The 15,286-nt window shown below is 66.1% G+C and carries 14 protein-coding genes; 3 read left to right on the forward strand and 11 right to left on the reverse strand.

The window, feature by feature from the left end; translation table 11 throughout:
• Window positions 1-131: 131 nt before the first annotated feature.
• Genes J2R76_RS12610 through J2R76_RS12625 form a run of 4 tightly spaced genes read right to left on the reverse strand, consistent with a single transcriptional unit; the run spans window position 132 to window position 4,622 of the window.
• A complete protein-coding gene (locus J2R76_RS12610) occupies window positions 132-902 on the reverse strand; it encodes an SDR family NAD(P)-dependent oxidoreductase (RefSeq protein ID WP_253624068.1) in 771 nt (256 codons plus the stop codon).
• Between the two features lie 53 nt (window positions 903-955).
• Window positions 956-1,753 carry an SDR family oxidoreductase gene (locus tag J2R76_RS12615; RefSeq protein ID WP_253624069.1) on the reverse strand — a complete coding sequence of 266 codons (798 nt, stop codon included), beginning with the start codon at window positions 1,751-1,753 and terminating at the stop codon, window positions 956-958.
• Window positions 1,753-3,141, reverse strand: a complete 1,389-nt coding sequence (locus J2R76_RS12620; protein WP_253624070.1) for a transaminase — start codon at window positions 3,139-3,141, stop codon at window positions 1,753-1,755. The genes J2R76_RS12615 and J2R76_RS12620 overlap by 1 nt, the downstream gene beginning before the upstream one ends.
• Entirely contained in the window at window positions 3,138-4,622 is a 1,485-nt protein-coding gene (locus J2R76_RS12625; protein ID WP_253624071.1) for an aldehyde dehydrogenase, read from the reverse strand. Before J2R76_RS12625 ends, J2R76_RS12620 begins: the two co-directional genes overlap by 4 nt.
• Before the next feature lie 217 nt (window positions 4,623-4,839).
• Here J2R76_RS12625 and J2R76_RS12630 point away from each other — a divergent pair, with 217 nt between their 5' ends.
• The 3 genes from J2R76_RS12630 to J2R76_RS12640 all read left to right on the forward strand — a co-directional run bounded on the left by J2R76_RS12630 (window position 4,840) and on the right by J2R76_RS12640 (window position 8,236).
• Window positions 4,840-6,102, forward strand: a complete 1,263-nt coding sequence (locus tag J2R76_RS12630) for a Tm-1-like ATP-binding domain-containing protein (protein ID WP_253624072.1) — start codon at window positions 4,840-4,842, stop codon at window positions 6,100-6,102.
• Window positions 6,099-6,764, forward strand: coding sequence for an HAD family hydrolase (locus tag J2R76_RS12635; protein WP_253624073.1), 666 nt, complete (start codon window positions 6,099-6,101; stop codon window positions 6,762-6,764). Before J2R76_RS12630 ends, J2R76_RS12635 begins: the two co-directional genes overlap by 4 nt.
• 119 nt (window positions 6,765-6,883) lie before the next feature.
• On the forward strand, window positions 6,884-8,236 hold the full coding sequence (locus tag J2R76_RS12640) for an aminotransferase class III-fold pyridoxal phosphate-dependent enzyme (RefSeq protein ID WP_141339925.1): 1,353 nt from the start codon (window positions 6,884-6,886) through the stop codon (window positions 8,234-8,236).
• Here J2R76_RS12640 and J2R76_RS12645 read toward each other — a convergent pair.
• The 7 genes from J2R76_RS12645 to J2R76_RS12675 all read right to left on the reverse strand — a co-directional run bounded on the left by J2R76_RS12645 (window position 8,222) and on the right by J2R76_RS12675 (window position 15,256).
• A complete protein-coding gene (locus J2R76_RS12645; protein WP_141339924.1) occupies window positions 8,222-8,539 on the reverse strand; it encodes a hypothetical protein in 318 nt (105 codons plus the stop codon). The genes J2R76_RS12640 and J2R76_RS12645 overlap by 15 nt on opposite strands.
• Window positions 8,536-10,548: a tyramine oxidase gene (locus tag J2R76_RS12650; RefSeq protein WP_253624074.1), complete on the reverse strand. Its 2,013-nt coding sequence runs from the start codon at window positions 10,546-10,548 to the stop codon at window positions 8,536-8,538. The genes J2R76_RS12645 and J2R76_RS12650 overlap by 4 nt, the downstream gene beginning before the upstream one ends.
• A gap of 68 nt (window positions 10,549-10,616) precedes the next feature.
• Window positions 10,617-11,615, reverse strand: a complete 999-nt coding sequence (locus tag J2R76_RS12655; protein WP_253624075.1) for a branched-chain amino acid ABC transporter permease — start codon at window positions 11,613-11,615, stop codon at window positions 10,617-10,619.
• Between the two features lie 26 nt (window positions 11,616-11,641).
• Window positions 11,642-12,508 carry a branched-chain amino acid ABC transporter permease gene (locus tag J2R76_RS12660; RefSeq protein WP_057017060.1) on the reverse strand — a complete coding sequence of 289 codons (867 nt, stop codon included), beginning with the start codon at window positions 12,506-12,508 and terminating at the stop codon, window positions 11,642-11,644.
• A 16-nt stretch (window positions 12,509-12,524) separates the two neighbouring features.
• Window positions 12,525-13,223 carry an ABC transporter ATP-binding protein gene (locus tag J2R76_RS12665; RefSeq protein WP_028331396.1) on the reverse strand — a complete coding sequence of 233 codons (699 nt, stop codon included), beginning with the start codon at window positions 13,221-13,223 and terminating at the stop codon, window positions 12,525-12,527.
• A complete protein-coding gene (locus tag J2R76_RS12670; RefSeq protein ID WP_253624076.1) occupies window positions 13,210-13,941 on the reverse strand; it encodes an ABC transporter ATP-binding protein in 732 nt (243 codons plus the stop codon). Before J2R76_RS12670 ends, J2R76_RS12665 begins: the two co-directional genes overlap by 14 nt.
• Before the next feature lies 1 nt (window position 13,942).
• The gene (locus J2R76_RS12675; RefSeq protein ID WP_253624077.1) at window positions 13,943-15,256 is read right to left on the reverse strand and encodes an ABC transporter substrate-binding protein; all 1,314 of its coding nucleotides are present in this window, start codon (window positions 15,254-15,256) and stop codon (window positions 13,943-13,945) included.
• Between the last annotated feature and the right edge of the window lie 30 nt (window positions 15,257-15,286).

Raw genomic sequence — 15,286 nt, forward strand, 5'->3', positions numbered from 1 at the left:
AAAGCCGTCCCCGCCTTCCGGCTCCCCTGCAAATCAGAAACGAAGGCGACAGATCACGAGCTACAAAAACACGACATCTTCACCCGCTACGGACAGGTGCCGGCCGCCTGCCCGAGACGCCAACCGGCCGCCTACACCGCGCAATTCTGCGTCGGCGCGCGGCCGCCGCCGTCGGCGACCAGCACCGCGCCGGTCACGAAGGACGCCTCGTCGGAGGCCAGAAACAGGCAGCACGCGGCGATCTCGGCGGGCTCGGCCATCCGTCCCAGGGCAATGCGTCGTTCGACGCCGCGAATCTCGGCATTGACCGTGGTGCCGTTCTGGTCCGCGAGCAGCTGCATTTCATGGGCGCTCATCGGCGTGCGCACCCAGCCCGGCGCCACCGCATTGGCGCGGATGCCGTCGGCGCCGTGCGCATAGGCCAGCGAGCGCGTATAGGCGACGACGGCCGCCTTGCTGGCGGCGTAGCTTGCGCTGTCCGGGCTCGCATTGAACGCGGCAACCGAGGCGACGTTCACGATCGCGCCGCCGCGCTGCCGGAGCAGCGGCAGGGACGCGCGACAGACACGCATCGTGCCCGTGAGGTTGACGTCAAGCGTTTTGGCCCAGACCTCGTCGGAGACGCTGGCGGGCTGATCCGGCACGATCAGGCCGGCGGCGTTGACCACGATGTCGAGCCACGCCCCGCAGGCGGCGACGGCGTTGGCGATGTCGTCCGGACGCGTGACGTCGCCATGGATTGCCTGCCCGCCGCACTCCGCTGCTGCGGCCTGAAGCTCGGCGTTACCGAGGCCGAACAGCACGACGCGCGCACCGCTCAACGCCAGCAGCGCCGCCGTGGCCCGGCCGATTCCCGTGGCCGCGCCGGTCACCAGCGCCGTCTTTCCGTCGAGCCGCGGCATCAGAGCATGATCCGGAAAAGTGGAAACCGGTTTTCCGAGAAGATCATGCTCATCTAGACTCCCCACTGCCGCTCGACGGCGAATCCGGTCTCCGGCAGCGTCGAGCCGCCGTCGACGACGATGGTCTGCCCGGTGACGTATTTGGCCTCGGTGGAGGCGAGATAGAGCATCGCGCAGGCGATGTCGTCGGCGCTACCCATGTGCCCCATCGGAATGAAGCGCTCGAGCTTCGCCTTGTTCTCCGGCGCGCTCATGGTGCCGCGGCCCGGCTTTTCGATGAAGCCGGCCTCGACGCCGTTGACCGTGATGCCGTCGCGCGCGAGCTCAAAGGCGGCGCCGCGGATGAATGCGTTGACGCCGGCCTTCGCCGCCGAGTAATGCGCGCCGCCGCCCATCGCGACGCGCGCGGAGACCGAGGATGTCACGAGGATGCGCCCGAACCTGACGGCACGCATGTGCGGAATTGCGGCCTGCACGAGCCAGATACTGGCGTTGAGGTTCAGCGCCAGCGTATCCTCGAGCTTCGCTTCATCGAGCTCCTCAAGCGAGGACCACGGGCAACCGCCGGCATTGTGCACGACGATATCGAGCCGGCCGTATTTGGCGACGACACCGTCGATCATCGCCCGCAAGCTGCCGCGATCGAGCCTGTCGAACGGAACGCAATGCGCCGCCTGTCCATCGGCCACGAGTTCGCGCGCCAACGCCTCGGCCACATCAAGCGTCCGGTTGGCGATCACCACGGTCGCGCCGGCCTCCGCGAGCCGTCTCACGATGGCGGCGCCGATCCCCCTGCCCCCGCCGGTGACGATGGCGATGCGACCGTCAAGATTGAACTGAGACACCTGCATCAGATCGCTCCGGCGCCGCGCAGCAAGGCGATGAACTGCGCCAACACCGCCGTGTGCTTGTCGACGTCGCGCGCGGACGTCGCCGGACACATCAGCAGCATGGTGTGGAACGGGGTCACCAGAATGCCCTCGTTGATGTAGAACGCATGCAGTAGGGTCTCGAGATCGGGTTGCCGGCCGGCAATGACGTCGGCGCCGCTGCGTGGCGGCTGCGGCATGAACATGATCTCGGCGCGCGCGCCGATCTGCGTGACGTGCCAGGGCAGACCGGCCGCTGCGATCAGCCGGCGCGCTTCCTGCGCGAGCCAGGTCGCGGTTCCGATCATCCGCTCGTAATTCGCAGAGGTCAGCACCTTCTCCAGCACCGCGCGCATGGTCGCGACTGTCAGCGCGTTGCCGGCGAGCGTGCCGCCGAAGCCGAGATGCGCCGATTGCCGCTCGCGCGGATTGACGTGGGGAACGAGTTTCCAGAGCCGCTCGGCGATCTCCTGGCTGAGCCCGAACACGCCGGCAGGGATGCCGCCCGCGATCGCCTTGCCCGCGACGAAGATGTCGGGCTCGAGTCCATGGCTCCTCGTGTAGCCGCCCGGTCCGCAGGACAGTGTGTGGGTCTCGTCGATGATGAGGACGGTGCCGGCGCGGCGGGTCAGGTCCCGCAACGCATGGTGAAAACCGGGATCGACCGGGATCATGCCGAAATTTGTCATCAGCGGCTCGGTCAGCACGCAGGCGACGTCGCCATGCGCAAGCGCCGCCTCGAGGCCCGCAACATCGTTGAATTCAACGACCCGGCTCACCGCATCATGATCGATGCCGTTGGGATGAATCATGTTGCGCAGGCCGACGCGGCCGTCGCGAATCTCGACATGCGCCTCCTCGACGCCGCCATGGTAGCAGCCGGAGAACACCAGCACCTTGCGCCGGCCGGTGATCATGCGCGAGATGCGGATCGCGGCGCGGTTGGCATCGGTCGCCGACGTCGTCAGCGTCCAGTATTTCGGGCCAAAGCGGCGAGACAGTTCGGCGCCGACCCAGATACTGTCTTCCGTCGGCAGCATCATGGTTGCGCCACGCTTGAGCTGAGCGAGCGCCGCCTCGGTCACCGCCTCGGGCGCGTGGCCACACATGCCGCCGGTGTCGCCAAGGCAGAAATCGATGTAGTCGCGGCCGTCGATGTCCCGGATATGCGCACCCTGCGCCTCCTCGGCATAAACCGGGAAGCCGCCGGCCCAGCGCCGCATCCAGTGCGACGGGCCGCCGTAAAGGTAGTGCTGCCTTCCCTCCTGCCAGGCTGCGGCCGATCGCGGGTGCAGCGCGCGAAAGCGCTCCTGCTCGGCATCGAGCAATCGGTTCAAAACGCCGGTGCGTTCGGCAGTTGCAGCTGTCATAGCGCGATCCAGGCGGTCTTGAGGTCGGTATAGGCGTCGAGGGCGTGCAGCGACTTGTCGCGTCCGAAGCCGGATTGCTTGAAGCCGCCGAGCGGCACCGTGATGTCAGCGCCGCCATAGGCGTTGACGTGCACGACGCCGGCCTTGATGGCGCGCACCATGCGATGCGCCATCGACAGACTTGCGGTCCATACCGCCGACGCCAATCCATAGGGGGTCGCATTGGCGAGCGCTGTGGCATCTTCCTCGCCCTCGAACCGCGTGACTGCGAGCACCGGGCCGAACACTTCCTCGCACCAGACCTGCATCGACGGCGTCACCTCGGTGAGGATCGTAGGCGCCATGAAGTTGCCGCCGCTCTCGACGCGGATCCGCTCGCCGCCGATCAGCCGCTTCGCGCCCTCCGCTTCCGCATGGGCAACGGCATCCAGATTCTTGCCCAGCTGCGGTTTGCTCGCGATGGCGCCGATATCCGAGGTCAATTCGAGGGGATCGCCGACGCGGAGCTTCGCGGTGGTGTCAAGCAGCTCGGCCATGAAGCGATCATAGATCGAGGACTGCACCAGGAGCCGCGATCCGGCGACGCAGACCTGGCCGGAGTTTCGGAAGATCCCGCTCGCAGACACCTTGGCCGCATGCTTGATGTCGGGCACATCGGCGAACACGATGTTGGGCGACTTGCCGCCAAGCTCCAGATGGACGCGCTTCAAGTTCGATCGCGCCGAGCATTCCAGGAGACGCCGGCCCACCGCACCCGAGCCGGTGAAGGCAAGCACATCGACATCCATGTGCAGCGCAAGCGCCTCGCCGGCCGATGCGCCGCGGCCGGTGACGACGTTGAGCACGCCGTCGGGCAACCCCGCCTCGGTCGCGAGCTCGGCAAGCCGCAACAGCGTCAGCGAGGCAAGCTCCGGCGGCTTGACCACGACCGAATTTCCGGCGGCGAGCGCCGGGCCGATCTTCCACGCTCCGATCATCAGCGGGAAATTCCACGGCACGATCACGCCGACGACACCAAGCGGCTCGCGATGCACGAGCCCGAGCACATCGCCTGAGGTCGGCGCGATCTCGCCATAGACCTTGTCGATCGCCTCGGCGTAGTACCGGATGGTGCCGGCGGCCGAGAGCGGCTCGGCCTTGTAGGCCATGCTGATCTCGGTGCCGTTGTCGCGCACGCCGAGCACCGCAATCTCGAGCGCGTGCCGCTCGATGAGATCGGCGAACCGCAGCAACACCTTCTTGCGCTGCGCCGGCGCCGCACGCGACCAGCTGCCCTGCTCGAAGGCCTGCCGCGCATGTCTGACCGCGGCGTCGACATCGGCCACGTCGCCGTCAGCTATGCTGGTCAATACCTTGCCGTCGATCGGCGACACGACATCAAGCCGCGCCTCGCTGATCGCCGGCGCCGGCCGGCCGCCGATGAAGAGCTGCTGAGCCGGAATGACGGCCGCGCGTAGTCGATCGATCTGGGCTTGCTGCATGCGAGACAATTATGACGATGACAAAGGCGGCTTCCGAGCGAGACCGCTGGCACCGCGCAATCCTCGCCAAATCAAGGCTTTGGCAGCAATCAACCGATAGGTGGATGTCACGGCAAGGCGCGCCCCCATAGCGTGATCGCACGATGGCCGAGCGCTCCGCCTGCGTTATCCAAACCGGTTGTCACCATCCCTTACGCTTGCCGGCGAGCCGAAGGTCATGCCTGAGATGACGCAGCCCCGCATTCTCCTGATCGGAACGGGAGACACCAAGGCCGACGAACTGCTGTTCATGAGCGAGTGCATCGCGCGCGCCGGTGGCCGAACCGTCATGATGGACATCAGCGTGCTCGGCGATCCGCCGTACCAGGCGGCACATGACAAGCACGCGGTGGCGGCCGCCGCACAGACCACGATCGAGGCGATCACATCGAGCGGCGACGAGAATTCCGCGATGTCACTGATGGCGGTCGGCGCCGCCAATCTGGCGCGCGCGCTCGCGGAGCGCGATGCCATCGACGGCGTGATCGCGATCGGCGGCACGATGGGCACCGACCTTGCGCTCGACGTCGCGCAGGCGCTGCCGCTCGGCCTGCCGAAGCTGATCGTCTCAACCGTCGCCTTCTCGCATCTGATCCCGCCCGAGCGCGTCGCCGCCGATCTGATGATGATCCTATGGGCCGGCGGTCTCTACGGCCTCAACGGCACCTGCACCGCCGTGCTGTCGCAAGCCTGCGGCGCGATCGTCGGCGCCGCCAGAAGCGCAATCAGGCCGCGCAAAGACCGGCCGGTCGTTGCGATCACCTCGCTCGGCAAGAGCTGCCTACGCTATATGGTCGAGCTCAAGCCGCAGCTCGAGCGGCGCGGCTACGAGGTGGTCGTCTTCCACACCACCGGCATGGGCGGCCGCGCGATGGAATCGATCGCCGCGCAAGGCGGCTTTGCCGCGGTGCTGGACCTCAGCCTGCAGGAGGTCGCCAACCAGCTCACTGGCTCGGTGGTCAATTCCGGCGCTGACAGGCTTGAGAATGCAGGCAGAGCCGGCATTCCACAGATCGTCGCGCCGGGGGCGATCGACATGGTCGACTTCCCGGCATGGCTTGGGGTTCCGAGCGAGCTGTCGGATCGTCCATTCCACGCGCATAACCGGCTGCTTGCGTCGGCAACGTCGGGATCCACCGATCGCCAACGGATTGCCCGCGCGATTGCCGGGAAACTGTCCCAGGCCAACGCTCCCGTTGCCTTCGTGCTGCCCGCCGGCGGCATCCAGCAATGGGATCGCGAAGGCGAAGCGTTGCACGATCCCGACGCCCTCGCCGCCTTCGTCGACGCCATGCGATCGGCGATCCAGGCGCCGGTCGAGCTGCACGAGATCAAGGATCACATCAACAGCGCCGCATTCAACGAAACGGTGCTCGGCATCTTCGACCGATGGGTCGCTGCCGGCATTGTCCCTCGCGGCCGCACCACGGCTGCCGCATGAGGAGGCCGCTTGCCCAGGCGCTGGTGCTCGACTTCGGCGGGGTAATCTCGAAGACATTGTTCGAGACCCACGACCTGACCGAGCGCACGCTCGGACTCGCCCCCTGCACACTGAAATGGCTCGGACCGTTCGCGCCCGACAGCGATCCGCTCTGGACGAGCATGCAGCTCGGCGAGATTTCGGAACGCGACTACTGGCTGACCCGCAGCCGCGAGGTCGGGCGCCTGGTCGGCGAGGACTGGCGCGACATGGAGACCTTCGTGAAACGCGCGCGCGGCGCCGATCCCGACACCGTGATCCGCCCCGAGGCAGCGCGCGCAATCACCCTCGCCGCCGATGCCGGGTACCGGCTCGCCATCCTCTCGAACGAGCTCGACCTGTTCTACGGCGCCGATTTCCGCAGCCGCCTCTCCATCCTCAAGCGCTTCGACACCATCGTCGATGCCACGCATACCGGAATCCTGAAACCCGACCCTCGCGCCTATCAAAGCGTGCTGGACGAACTGGCGCTGGAGGCAGACAATTGCGTCTTCGTCGACGACCAGCGCCGCAACATCGCAGGCGCCGCCGCATGCAACATGCGCACGGTGCTGTTCGATGTGCGCAATCCTGCCACGTCCTACAGCGAGGCGCTGCGGCATTTCGGGCTGCAGTTCGACTAAAGCGCTTTCGAGCGAAGCGGGTACCGGTTCGCGTGAAGAAAACGCGTCAAGACCAGAATCTGGAGCTCGGTCCCGATTCCATCGGAACGAAAAAGGCTCCAACCGGACAGGGAACGATCATGCGCGACAGAAACTTCCTGGTTGAGAACAACGCCAAGCCGATCTGGCACCCGATGGCTCATCCCGCCGAGATGCGGGCGCAGCCGCCGCGGATCGTGATGAAGGGCGAAGGCGTCGAAGTCACCGATATCGACGGCAAGACCGTGATCGATGCGGTCGGTGGATTGTGGAATGTCAATCTCGGCTACAGCTGCGATCCGATCAAGCAGGCGATCGCGGACCAGCTCAGCGCGCTGCCGTATTATTCGGGCTTCCGCGGCACCTCATCCGGCCCCTCGATCGAGCTCGCCTACGAGCTCACCGAATGGTTCAAGCCGGAAGGCATGGTGCGCGCTTTCTTCACCTCGGGCGGATCGGACTCGGTCGAGACCGCGCTACGGCTCGCGCGGCAATACTGGAAGATCAAGGGCCAGGCCGACCGCACCAAGTTCCTGGCGCTGAAGAAGGGCTACCACGGCACCCATTTCGGCGGCGCCTCCGTCAACGGCAACGCCAATTTCCGCCGCAACTACGAGCCGATGCTGCCCGGCGTGTTCCATATCCCCGCACCGTCGACCTATCGCAATCCCTTCAACGAGACCGATCCCGCAAAACTCGCGCAGCTGTGCGCGTCGGCGATGGAAGAGGAGATCGCGTTCCAGGGCGCCGACACCATCGCGGCCTTCATCATGGAACCGGTGCTCGGGGCCGGCGGCGTGATCGTGCCGCCGGACAGCTTCATGAAGCTGGCGCGCGAGATCTGCAACCGTCACGGCATCCTGATGATCGCGGACGAGGTCGTCACCGGTTTCGGGCGCACCGGCGCATGGTCGGGTTCGCGGCTCTGGGGCGTGAAACCCGACATGATGACGATGGCCAAGGCGATCACCTCGGGCTATTTCCCACTCGGCGCGACGCTGATCGGCGAGCAGGTTGCGGAAGCTTTCGAGGCCGACACGACCACGTTCGGCTCGATCGGCCACGGCTACACCTATTCCGGCCATCCGGTCGGCTGCGCCGCGGGCCTTGCGGCGCTCGCCGAGACCCGCCGCCTCAAGCTGGACGAGAATGCCGCCGCACGCGGCGAGGACCTTGCGCGGGCACTTGCCGCGCTCAAGGCGAAGCACACGCTGGTCGGCGACGTCAGAGGCAAGGGTTTGATGGCCGCACTCGAGCTGGTCGCCGATCGCGACAGCAAGAAGGCCGCCGACAAGAAGACGATGGCGAAGGTCGCCGATGCGGCCTACGAGGCCGGGGTGATGCTGCGCGTCTCCGGCAACAACCTGATCCTGTCCCCGCCCCTGATCCTGACGTCGGCCGACGTTCGGCGGATCGCCGAAGGAATCGACGCCGGCCTCTCAGCGGCCGGTTGACAGCACGCTGACGCAAGCCATGGCGCGCTCGAACAGCGCGCCATCCGCCTTGTCGCGGTCGAGGCAATCGGCCAGCGACGCGGCCGACATACTCTGGTCGGTGCAGAAGATGCGCATGAAATCGGCCGCCAGCGCGACCTTGCGCGGCGCGGATTGGCGCTCCCAGTCGCGGCTGCTCAGATAGAGCAAGGACGCATCGTCAATGCTGATTTCAGCCGCTGCGCCAGCAGCGGCCGGCCCTGTCGCGAGCAAAGCCAGCAGCGCGCCGGCCACCGCTCCGATGCAACGCGCGCGGCCGCTCATTTCGTCTCCCTGGCATTCACCATCGGCGGCACGTCGAGCGCGGGATTGCGATCGAAGAAGTTGAACGGACGCAGCCGGAAGCCATGCCACAGGCCGGGCATAACCGGCCAATCCTCGGCGCGCGGCACGTGGCGGAAGCCGACCGTGTACCACAGCACGAGGTCGCGGTCCTCGATCGGCCGCTTCGCCGCCGTCCATTTCGGCAGGCCGTCGACCTCGGGGTTTCCGTTCGGATACATGCCCGCGGCGTAGCGCTCGTTCTTGGCGTAGGCCGAGGTCCATAGCGTGTAGGCGCTGAAACCCGCGCGCAGCTGGATCGGATCGTCCTTGGCGAGCAGCGAGACGTCGGAGTGACCGGGCATCAGCTGATAGCTCGTGCGATAGCCGCGGCTGTTGGTCTTGCCTGTGCTCTCGATCCTGAACTGTGCCGCGTTCAGCGGCATGGTGATCGGCCCTTCGGTCGCAACCGGCCTGGTGTCGACCTGCCAGAGGCTCTTGCGCTGACCCTGCTCCAGCCGGCGGACATTGAAGCGATCCTCGACCAGCCGGTTCGAGGTGCCGTCGACGTCCATGTCGATCCGGAACGTCATGTAGTGATCGTGATTGACCGCGAGCAGCCGTTCGTCGACCAGCGTCCCAAAGGCGGTATCTTGCGCCGCCGTCGGGTCGCTCAGTGTCTTGCTCGCGACGCCCTTGGTCGCATCGATGCCGTAGGCGCCGAGCCGCACATCGATATTGCCGGCACGGTCGAACACGTAGTCCACCAGATAGTCGTAATTGCCGACCACCGGCGCCATCCGCACCACCAGCTCGTTGTTCGGCCGCACCTCGGCGGTGTTGTTGATCAGCTCGCTGTGGCGCCAGATCGGATCGCCGGTCGGGCGCTCGAAGATGCAGACCGCGCCCTTGGAAACGACCGGCGCACCCTTGGTATCCGAGATCGTCAGGTCGAGATAATGCGCGCCTTCGGGACAATCCGCGCCGCGCTGCAATTCGCTGGAGAGCACGCCAAAGCCATACTCACCGATGTCCATATAGGCGCGGAACGACCAGGTCGGCGCCGGATCCATATAGGGCACGAACATCTCGCTCGCCGAAATCTGGTAGGCGATGTCGCGAAGCGTGCCGTGGTCGTCGTAGCGGATCAGCGACAGCACGGCGCCGACACGCGGCTCGAGACGGACATGGAACGACCAGTTGTCCCAGTGGACCTGGCCGCCCTCCACCTTCACGTTGCTGCCTTCAGGCGCGGTGATTTCGATCGGCTTCGGTGGCTTGCGATATGTTCCGGAGTCGGCATAGGCGTGCGAGGGCGTCTGCGGCGGTGGCGGCACCACGCCGAGATCAGTCACCGACAGCACCGTTTTGCTCTTGAGATCGACCTGGGCGAACAGGTTCTCGATCGGCTTGCCCCAGAGATTGTTGGCGGCGCCCGTGGTGTCGACACAGGGAACGTTGAGCAGGCGGCGGCCTTTCAGGGCCGGGTCGCTCACCGGACCGACCGTCAGCGGCAGACACATGACGTTGCGGAAATCGGTGATGCCGCGCTTGGCCATCGCGGCGATCCAGCGCGGGTCCTGCTTCGGCAGATCGCCGGCGGAGATCAGCTCGTCGATGGTCAGCGCAGCCTCGTGATCCCTGACTTCCTGCCAGCCGAGCAGGCTGCGCGCGGCGAGATCGACATGGGCCTCGTAGAGATGTGCGCCGCTCAGCAGCGTCGCGCTGGCCCGCCGCGTGAAGGGCTGTCCGGGCTTCCACGCCCGTACCTCGTCCTTGGGATCCTCCTCGACCGACATCGAGACGACCCGCGCCGAATCGTCGAGCTTGCCGGCGCCGCGCAGGATATCGGAGACCGAGCGGATTTCGTCGGTGGTGAGCCCGTCCATCGGGTGCGTTGCGGCCGCTTGCGGCCACATCCGCCGCTCGGCCTGCGCCGGCAGCGGCGCCGCCAATGTCGCGACCATCAGACCGGCCACTGCCCACACGCCATGCCTGAAAATCAGAGCCATTCCGCCCTCCACTCAAAGCCAGAACTGTCAGAATACAAGCAACGGTGGCGACGTGAAGGCTCGCTTCTTCATCCGGTAACCTGTTCCGACGCCGCCGGCAGGATCGCGGCGGCGGCCGGGCGTGGCGCGGCGCGGTGTACATCGAGCAGCCGCACGCCGAAGCGATCGCGCAAGGCCGGCCAGAGGCCGCGCGGCGCCACGATCATCACCACGACGGCGATGATGCCGAGCCCCACCAGATACCAGGCGCCGGATAGGCCGAGCGGTCCGGTCATCAGCTCGCGCAGGCCGAAGAAGATGATGACGCCGAGGATCGGGCCTTCCAGGGTTCCAATACCGCCGATGATCACGATAAACATCATGTAGACGGACCAGTTGACGTCGAAGGCCGCCAGCGGCGCGATGAACAGATTGCCCATGAAGCTGAGCGCGCCGGCAAGCCCACATCCCGCCGCCGAGAGCACGAAGGCGACGAAACGATTGTGCCGGACGTCAACGCCGACGCTCATCGCGGCAAGATCATTGTCGCGCACGCTCATCAGCCCGAGCCCGAAGCTCGACGTCATCATCCTGTACAGCGCCGCGATGGTCACGAGCGTCAGGCCGCCGGCGAGCCAGAACATCGTCGGCTCGAACCAGTCGAAATCGATCAGCTTGCTGGTCGCGAGCGGCACGCCCGACGTGCCGCCGACGGCCTGCGACTTCATCGTAAACGCGCCGATGATCTCGGCGAACACCCACATCGCGATCGAGAAATAGGCGTCGCGAAGCCGAAACAGCGGAAAGGCGATGATCGCCGCAACGGCGCCCGCCACCAGCGGCGCGACCGGCAGCACCCAGATCGGCGTGACCTCGAGCCAGCCCGAGGTCAGGAACAGCGCATAGGCGCCGAAGGCGATGAAGACCTGGTGGCCAAGCGAGACCAGCCCGGCATAGCCCGCCAGCAGGTTCCACATCTGCGCCATCGTCAGCAAGAGCAGGCACTCGGTCGCCAGCCGCAGAAAACCCTCGTTCAGCACGAAGGGCGCGCCGGCAATTGCGGCGACAAGCACGATGGCAGAGGCCATGAGAATTGTCCGTGTCGGCATCGGCATCACACCCTGCTCGACACGAGACCCGACGGGCGGATCAGCAGCATGATGAAGAACAGGAGGTGCGCATAGAGCAGCCCGGCATTCGGATCGATTTTCAGCCCGATCAATTGCGCCATGCCGAGCGCGATGCCGCCGAGCAGCGCGCCCCAGAACGAGCCGAGCCCGCCCAGCACCACGACCTCGAACGCGATCAGCAGCCGCTCGGCGCCCGAGAACGGCGTGAAGCTCGAACGCACCGCCAGCAGCACGCCGCCGATCGCGCCGAGCGCGAGCGACAGGCCCATGACATAGTTATAGACCCGGTCCGGCTTGACGCCGGACAGCCGGACGATATCGCGGCGGTCGGCGGTGGCGCGCACGATCCGGCCGAACTCGGTATGACGCAACACGAGCTGCAGCGCCATGAACAGCAGCGCGGCCAGCACCAGTGTCAGCAGCGGCATGATGCCGATATTGAGGCCCGCGATCTCGAGGCTGGCGCGCGAGAGCTCGCCGACCTGGAGGCTGCGCACGTCGGCGCCGAACACCTCGACCATCACGTTGCGCAGAATGACAGAAACGCCGAAGGTCAGCAGCAGCGGCGATAGCGGATCGGGCGAGGTCACCACCCGGTTGACGATGGCGGCCTGGTAGAGCCATCCGACCGCAAAGGACAGCGCGATCACTGGGATCAGCATCAAGAGGGGCGAGACCTGCGGAAACAGGTTGGCCAGCAGCACGGCGCAGAACGCGCTCAGCACCATGAACTCGCCATGGGCGATATTGACGACGCGCATCACGCCGAACACCAGCGCGAGCCCGATGCCGAGCAGCCCATAGAGCCCGCCGAGCAGAGCCCCGTTGATCAATGTCTCAACCCAGATCATGTCGTGCCAATCCTGGCTAGTTACCGAAATAGGCGTGCGTTAGCTGCTCCGGCTGCAACCCTTGCGCCGGGCCGGTCAGCGACACCCGCCCCTTCAACAGGCAATAGATCCGCTCCGAGGTCGCGAGCGCACGCTTGACGTCCTGCTCGACCAGCACGACCGCGGTGCCCTCGCGGCGGATGTCGGCAAAGGAGCGGTAGATCTGCTCGACCACGACCGGCGCGAGCCCGAGCGAGATCTCGTCGCACAGCAGGAGCCGCGGGTTCGACATCAGCGCGCGGCCGATCGCCGCCATTTGCTGCTGGCCGCCGGAGAGCTGGCCGGGAAACATCCGCCGCCGCTCCTCGAGGATCGGGAACAGGTCGAACACCCGCCGCAGGGTCCAGCTGCCTTTGCGTCGGTTGACGCTGCCCATCAAGAGGTTCTCCTCGATCGTCAGCGAGTCGAACAGCAGGCGGCCCTCGGGCACCATGATGAGGCCGAGCCGCGACACCTCTTCCGCCGGCATCTGCGAGATATCGATGCCGTCGAACTGCACGGCCCCGCGCCGCTCCTCGTTGAGACCGACCAGCGCCTTCAGGAACGTCGACTTGCCGGCGCCGTTGGCGCCGACCAGCGCCACCGCCTCGCCGTCCGCGACGGTGAAGTTCATGTCGAACACGGCTTGCAGATCGCCGTAGAAGATTTGCAGGCCGTTCACATCAAGCAACGCCATCGGCCTTCAATCCCATGTAGATCTCGCGCACCACGGCGCTGTCCATGACCTCGGCCGGCGGTCCCTCCAGCACCTTGCGGCCGAAATCGAGCACCAGGATGCGATCCGATACCGCGCGCAGCGCGTGAGGAATGTGCTCGATCCAGATCGTGGCATGGTCGGCCTTCACCGACTGGATGATGGCAACGAGGCGCTCGACCTCGGGCTCCGTGAGACCGGCCGCGATCTCGTCGAGCAGGATCAGTTTCGGCTTCGAGGCCAGCGCCTTGGCGAATTCCAGCCGCTTGCGGTCGATCAGCGGCAAGGCGCCCGCGAGCTTGTCCGCCTTGGCGTCGAGCCCGGTGCGCTGCAACACCTCCATGGTCCAGCTCGACGCCGCCTCGCCGGTGAGGCCGGCGCCGTAGGATGCCGCGACCAGCGCATTCTCATAGACCGACAGATGCGGGAACGGCTGCGGAATCTGGAACGCTCGCCCGAGCCCCATCCGCGCCCGGCGGTGCGGGGGCAGGCCTGATATCTCCCTGTCGTCGAGCATGATCGAGCCGCCGTCGGCGGTGAGCAGGCCGACGATCAGGTTGAGCAGCGAGCTCTTGCCGGCGCCGTTCGGGCCGATCACGCCGAGGCACTCGCCGCGCGCCAGCGCGAAGCTGACATTGTCGGCGACCACGATCTCGCCAAAGCGCTTCGACAGCCCGCTGACGAGCAGAAGCCGTGCCATCTCAGGCCAGCTTGGAGAGCAGCTGGAGATCGGCCTGCTTCGGGATGAACGGTGCCGTTCCGTTGTGCACGATCAGGAGCTCGTATTTCGACTTGCCGCCCCTGGCCTTGCGCCATTGCCCGCCCGACAGCGAGGTCACCGCGACGTTCTTGATCGGGCTGTCCTTGAATTTGACCCGGCCGACCACGGTCTCCATGTCGAGGCCGGCGATCGCATCGCGCAATGAGTTCTTGTCCTTGGGATCGCTGTTCTGCAACGCCGCGAGCCCGACCTCCCACAGCGCATGGGCGTAGCCGATCGGCTGGGTCCACTGCTTGCCGGTGGTCTTCTCCCATTCCGCGGCGAGCTCGGCAGCGCTCTGCCCGGTCAGCGAGGACTTGAACGGATAGGCCGGCGTCCACCACACCTCGGTCGACATGCCGTCGCCGCGATCGCCGAGCGCATTAACCGCGGCCGGGAACAGGAAGGCCGCCGCCACCGTGCAGATCTGCGGCTTGAAACCGGCCTGCGCCGCCTGATTCCACAGCGTCACCCAGTGATTGCTGAAGGTGAAGCCGGAGACGATGTCGACGCCGTTGTTCTTGAACAGCGCGATCTGGTTGGTGAAGTCGTCGGTCGCGATCTGGAATTTGCCGGCCGAGAATTCCCGATAGCCGGCCGCCGAGATGCCCGCCGGCAGGCCGAGCTTCGGATCGGAGAACGCCTGGCCCGGCGGGTTGTCGATGTAAAGCGTGCCGACCTTCTTGTTGGTGTCGACCGACTGCCACATGCCCAAGAAATTTTTGGCGACGTCGTCGGCGCCCCAGAAGAAATGGTAGCTGTAGGGAAAACCCTTGTCCGGCGTCGACTTGCGCGGGAACATCCAGCCCTGCCACGGCACCATGGTCGAGATGGTGGGAATGCCGCGGGCGTCGGCGAGCTCCTGCACCGGCGGCTGGGCGTCGCCGTCCTCGATCAGGATCAGGTCGCACTTCTCACGCAGCACCAGCTCGCTCGCGATCACCGACGAGCGGTTCGGATCGGATTGATTGTCCTTGAACACCAGCTCGACCTGATAGGTCTTGCCGCCGATCTTCAGGCCGTCCTTCAGCCGTGCCTTGATGCGCTCATGGATCCAGGGATCGGGCTCGGCGAACTGCGCGCGGACGCCGGAGAGGCAGCCGACCCAGCCGATCTTGATGGTGTTGCCTGTGGCCCGCGCGACATTGACCAGCGGCACGTTCATCGCCGATGCGAGGCCGGTGGCACCGGCCGCTTTCAAGAGCGTGCGCCGATTGAGCCGGCCGGATGCCGTATTGTTCTTTGTCTCAGTCATGTCCCTCTCCCTCCACAACCAATGAAAATG

This window comes from Bradyrhizobium sp. USDA 4532 (genome assembly GCF_024171315.1).
GTDB classification, from domain to species: domain Bacteria; phylum Pseudomonadota; class Alphaproteobacteria; order Rhizobiales; family Xanthobacteraceae; genus Bradyrhizobium; species Bradyrhizobium australafricanum.

Coding starts and splice junctions, on each gene's coding strand:
- J2R76_RS12610 (WP_253624068.1), bottom strand. CDS start 902: ATGCCGCGGCTCGACGGAAAGACGGCGCTGGTGACCGGCGCGGCCACG.
- J2R76_RS12615 (WP_253624069.1), bottom strand. CDS start 1,753: ATGCAGGTGTCTCAGTTCAATCTTGACGGTCGCATCGCCATCGTCACC.
- J2R76_RS12620 (WP_253624070.1), bottom strand. CDS start 3,141: ATGACAGCTGCAACTGCCGAACGCACCGGCGTTTTGAACCGATTGCTC.
- J2R76_RS12625 (WP_253624071.1), bottom strand. CDS start 4,622: ATGCAGCAAGCCCAGATCGATCGACTACGCGCGGCCGTCATTCCGGCT.
- J2R76_RS12630 (WP_253624072.1), top strand. CDS start 4,840: ATGCCTGAGATGACGCAGCCCCGCATTCTCCTGATCGGAACGGGAGAC.
- J2R76_RS12635 (WP_253624073.1), top strand. CDS start 6,099: ATGAGGAGGCCGCTTGCCCAGGCGCTGGTGCTCGACTTCGGCGGGGTA.
- J2R76_RS12640 (WP_141339925.1), top strand. CDS start 6,884: ATGCGCGACAGAAACTTCCTGGTTGAGAACAACGCCAAGCCGATCTGG.
- J2R76_RS12645 (WP_141339924.1), bottom strand. CDS start 8,539: ATGAGCGGCCGCGCGCGTTGCATCGGAGCGGTGGCCGGCGCGCTGCTG.
- J2R76_RS12650 (WP_253624074.1), bottom strand. CDS start 10,548: ATGGCTCTGATTTTCAGGCATGGCGTGTGGGCAGTGGCCGGTCTGATG.
- J2R76_RS12655 (WP_253624075.1), bottom strand. CDS start 11,615: ATGGCCTCTGCCATCGTGCTTGTCGCCGCAATTGCCGGCGCGCCCTTC.
- J2R76_RS12660 (WP_057017060.1), bottom strand. CDS start 12,508: ATGATCTGGGTTGAGACATTGATCAACGGGGCTCTGCTCGGCGGGCTC.
- J2R76_RS12665 (WP_028331396.1), bottom strand. CDS start 13,223: ATGGCGTTGCTTGATGTGAACGGCCTGCAAATCTTCTACGGCGATCTG.
- J2R76_RS12670 (WP_253624076.1), bottom strand. CDS start 13,941: ATGGCACGGCTTCTGCTCGTCAGCGGGCTGTCGAAGCGCTTTGGCGAG.
- J2R76_RS12675 (WP_253624077.1), bottom strand. CDS start 15,256: ATGACTGAGACAAAGAACAATACGGCATCCGGCCGGCTCAATCGGCGC.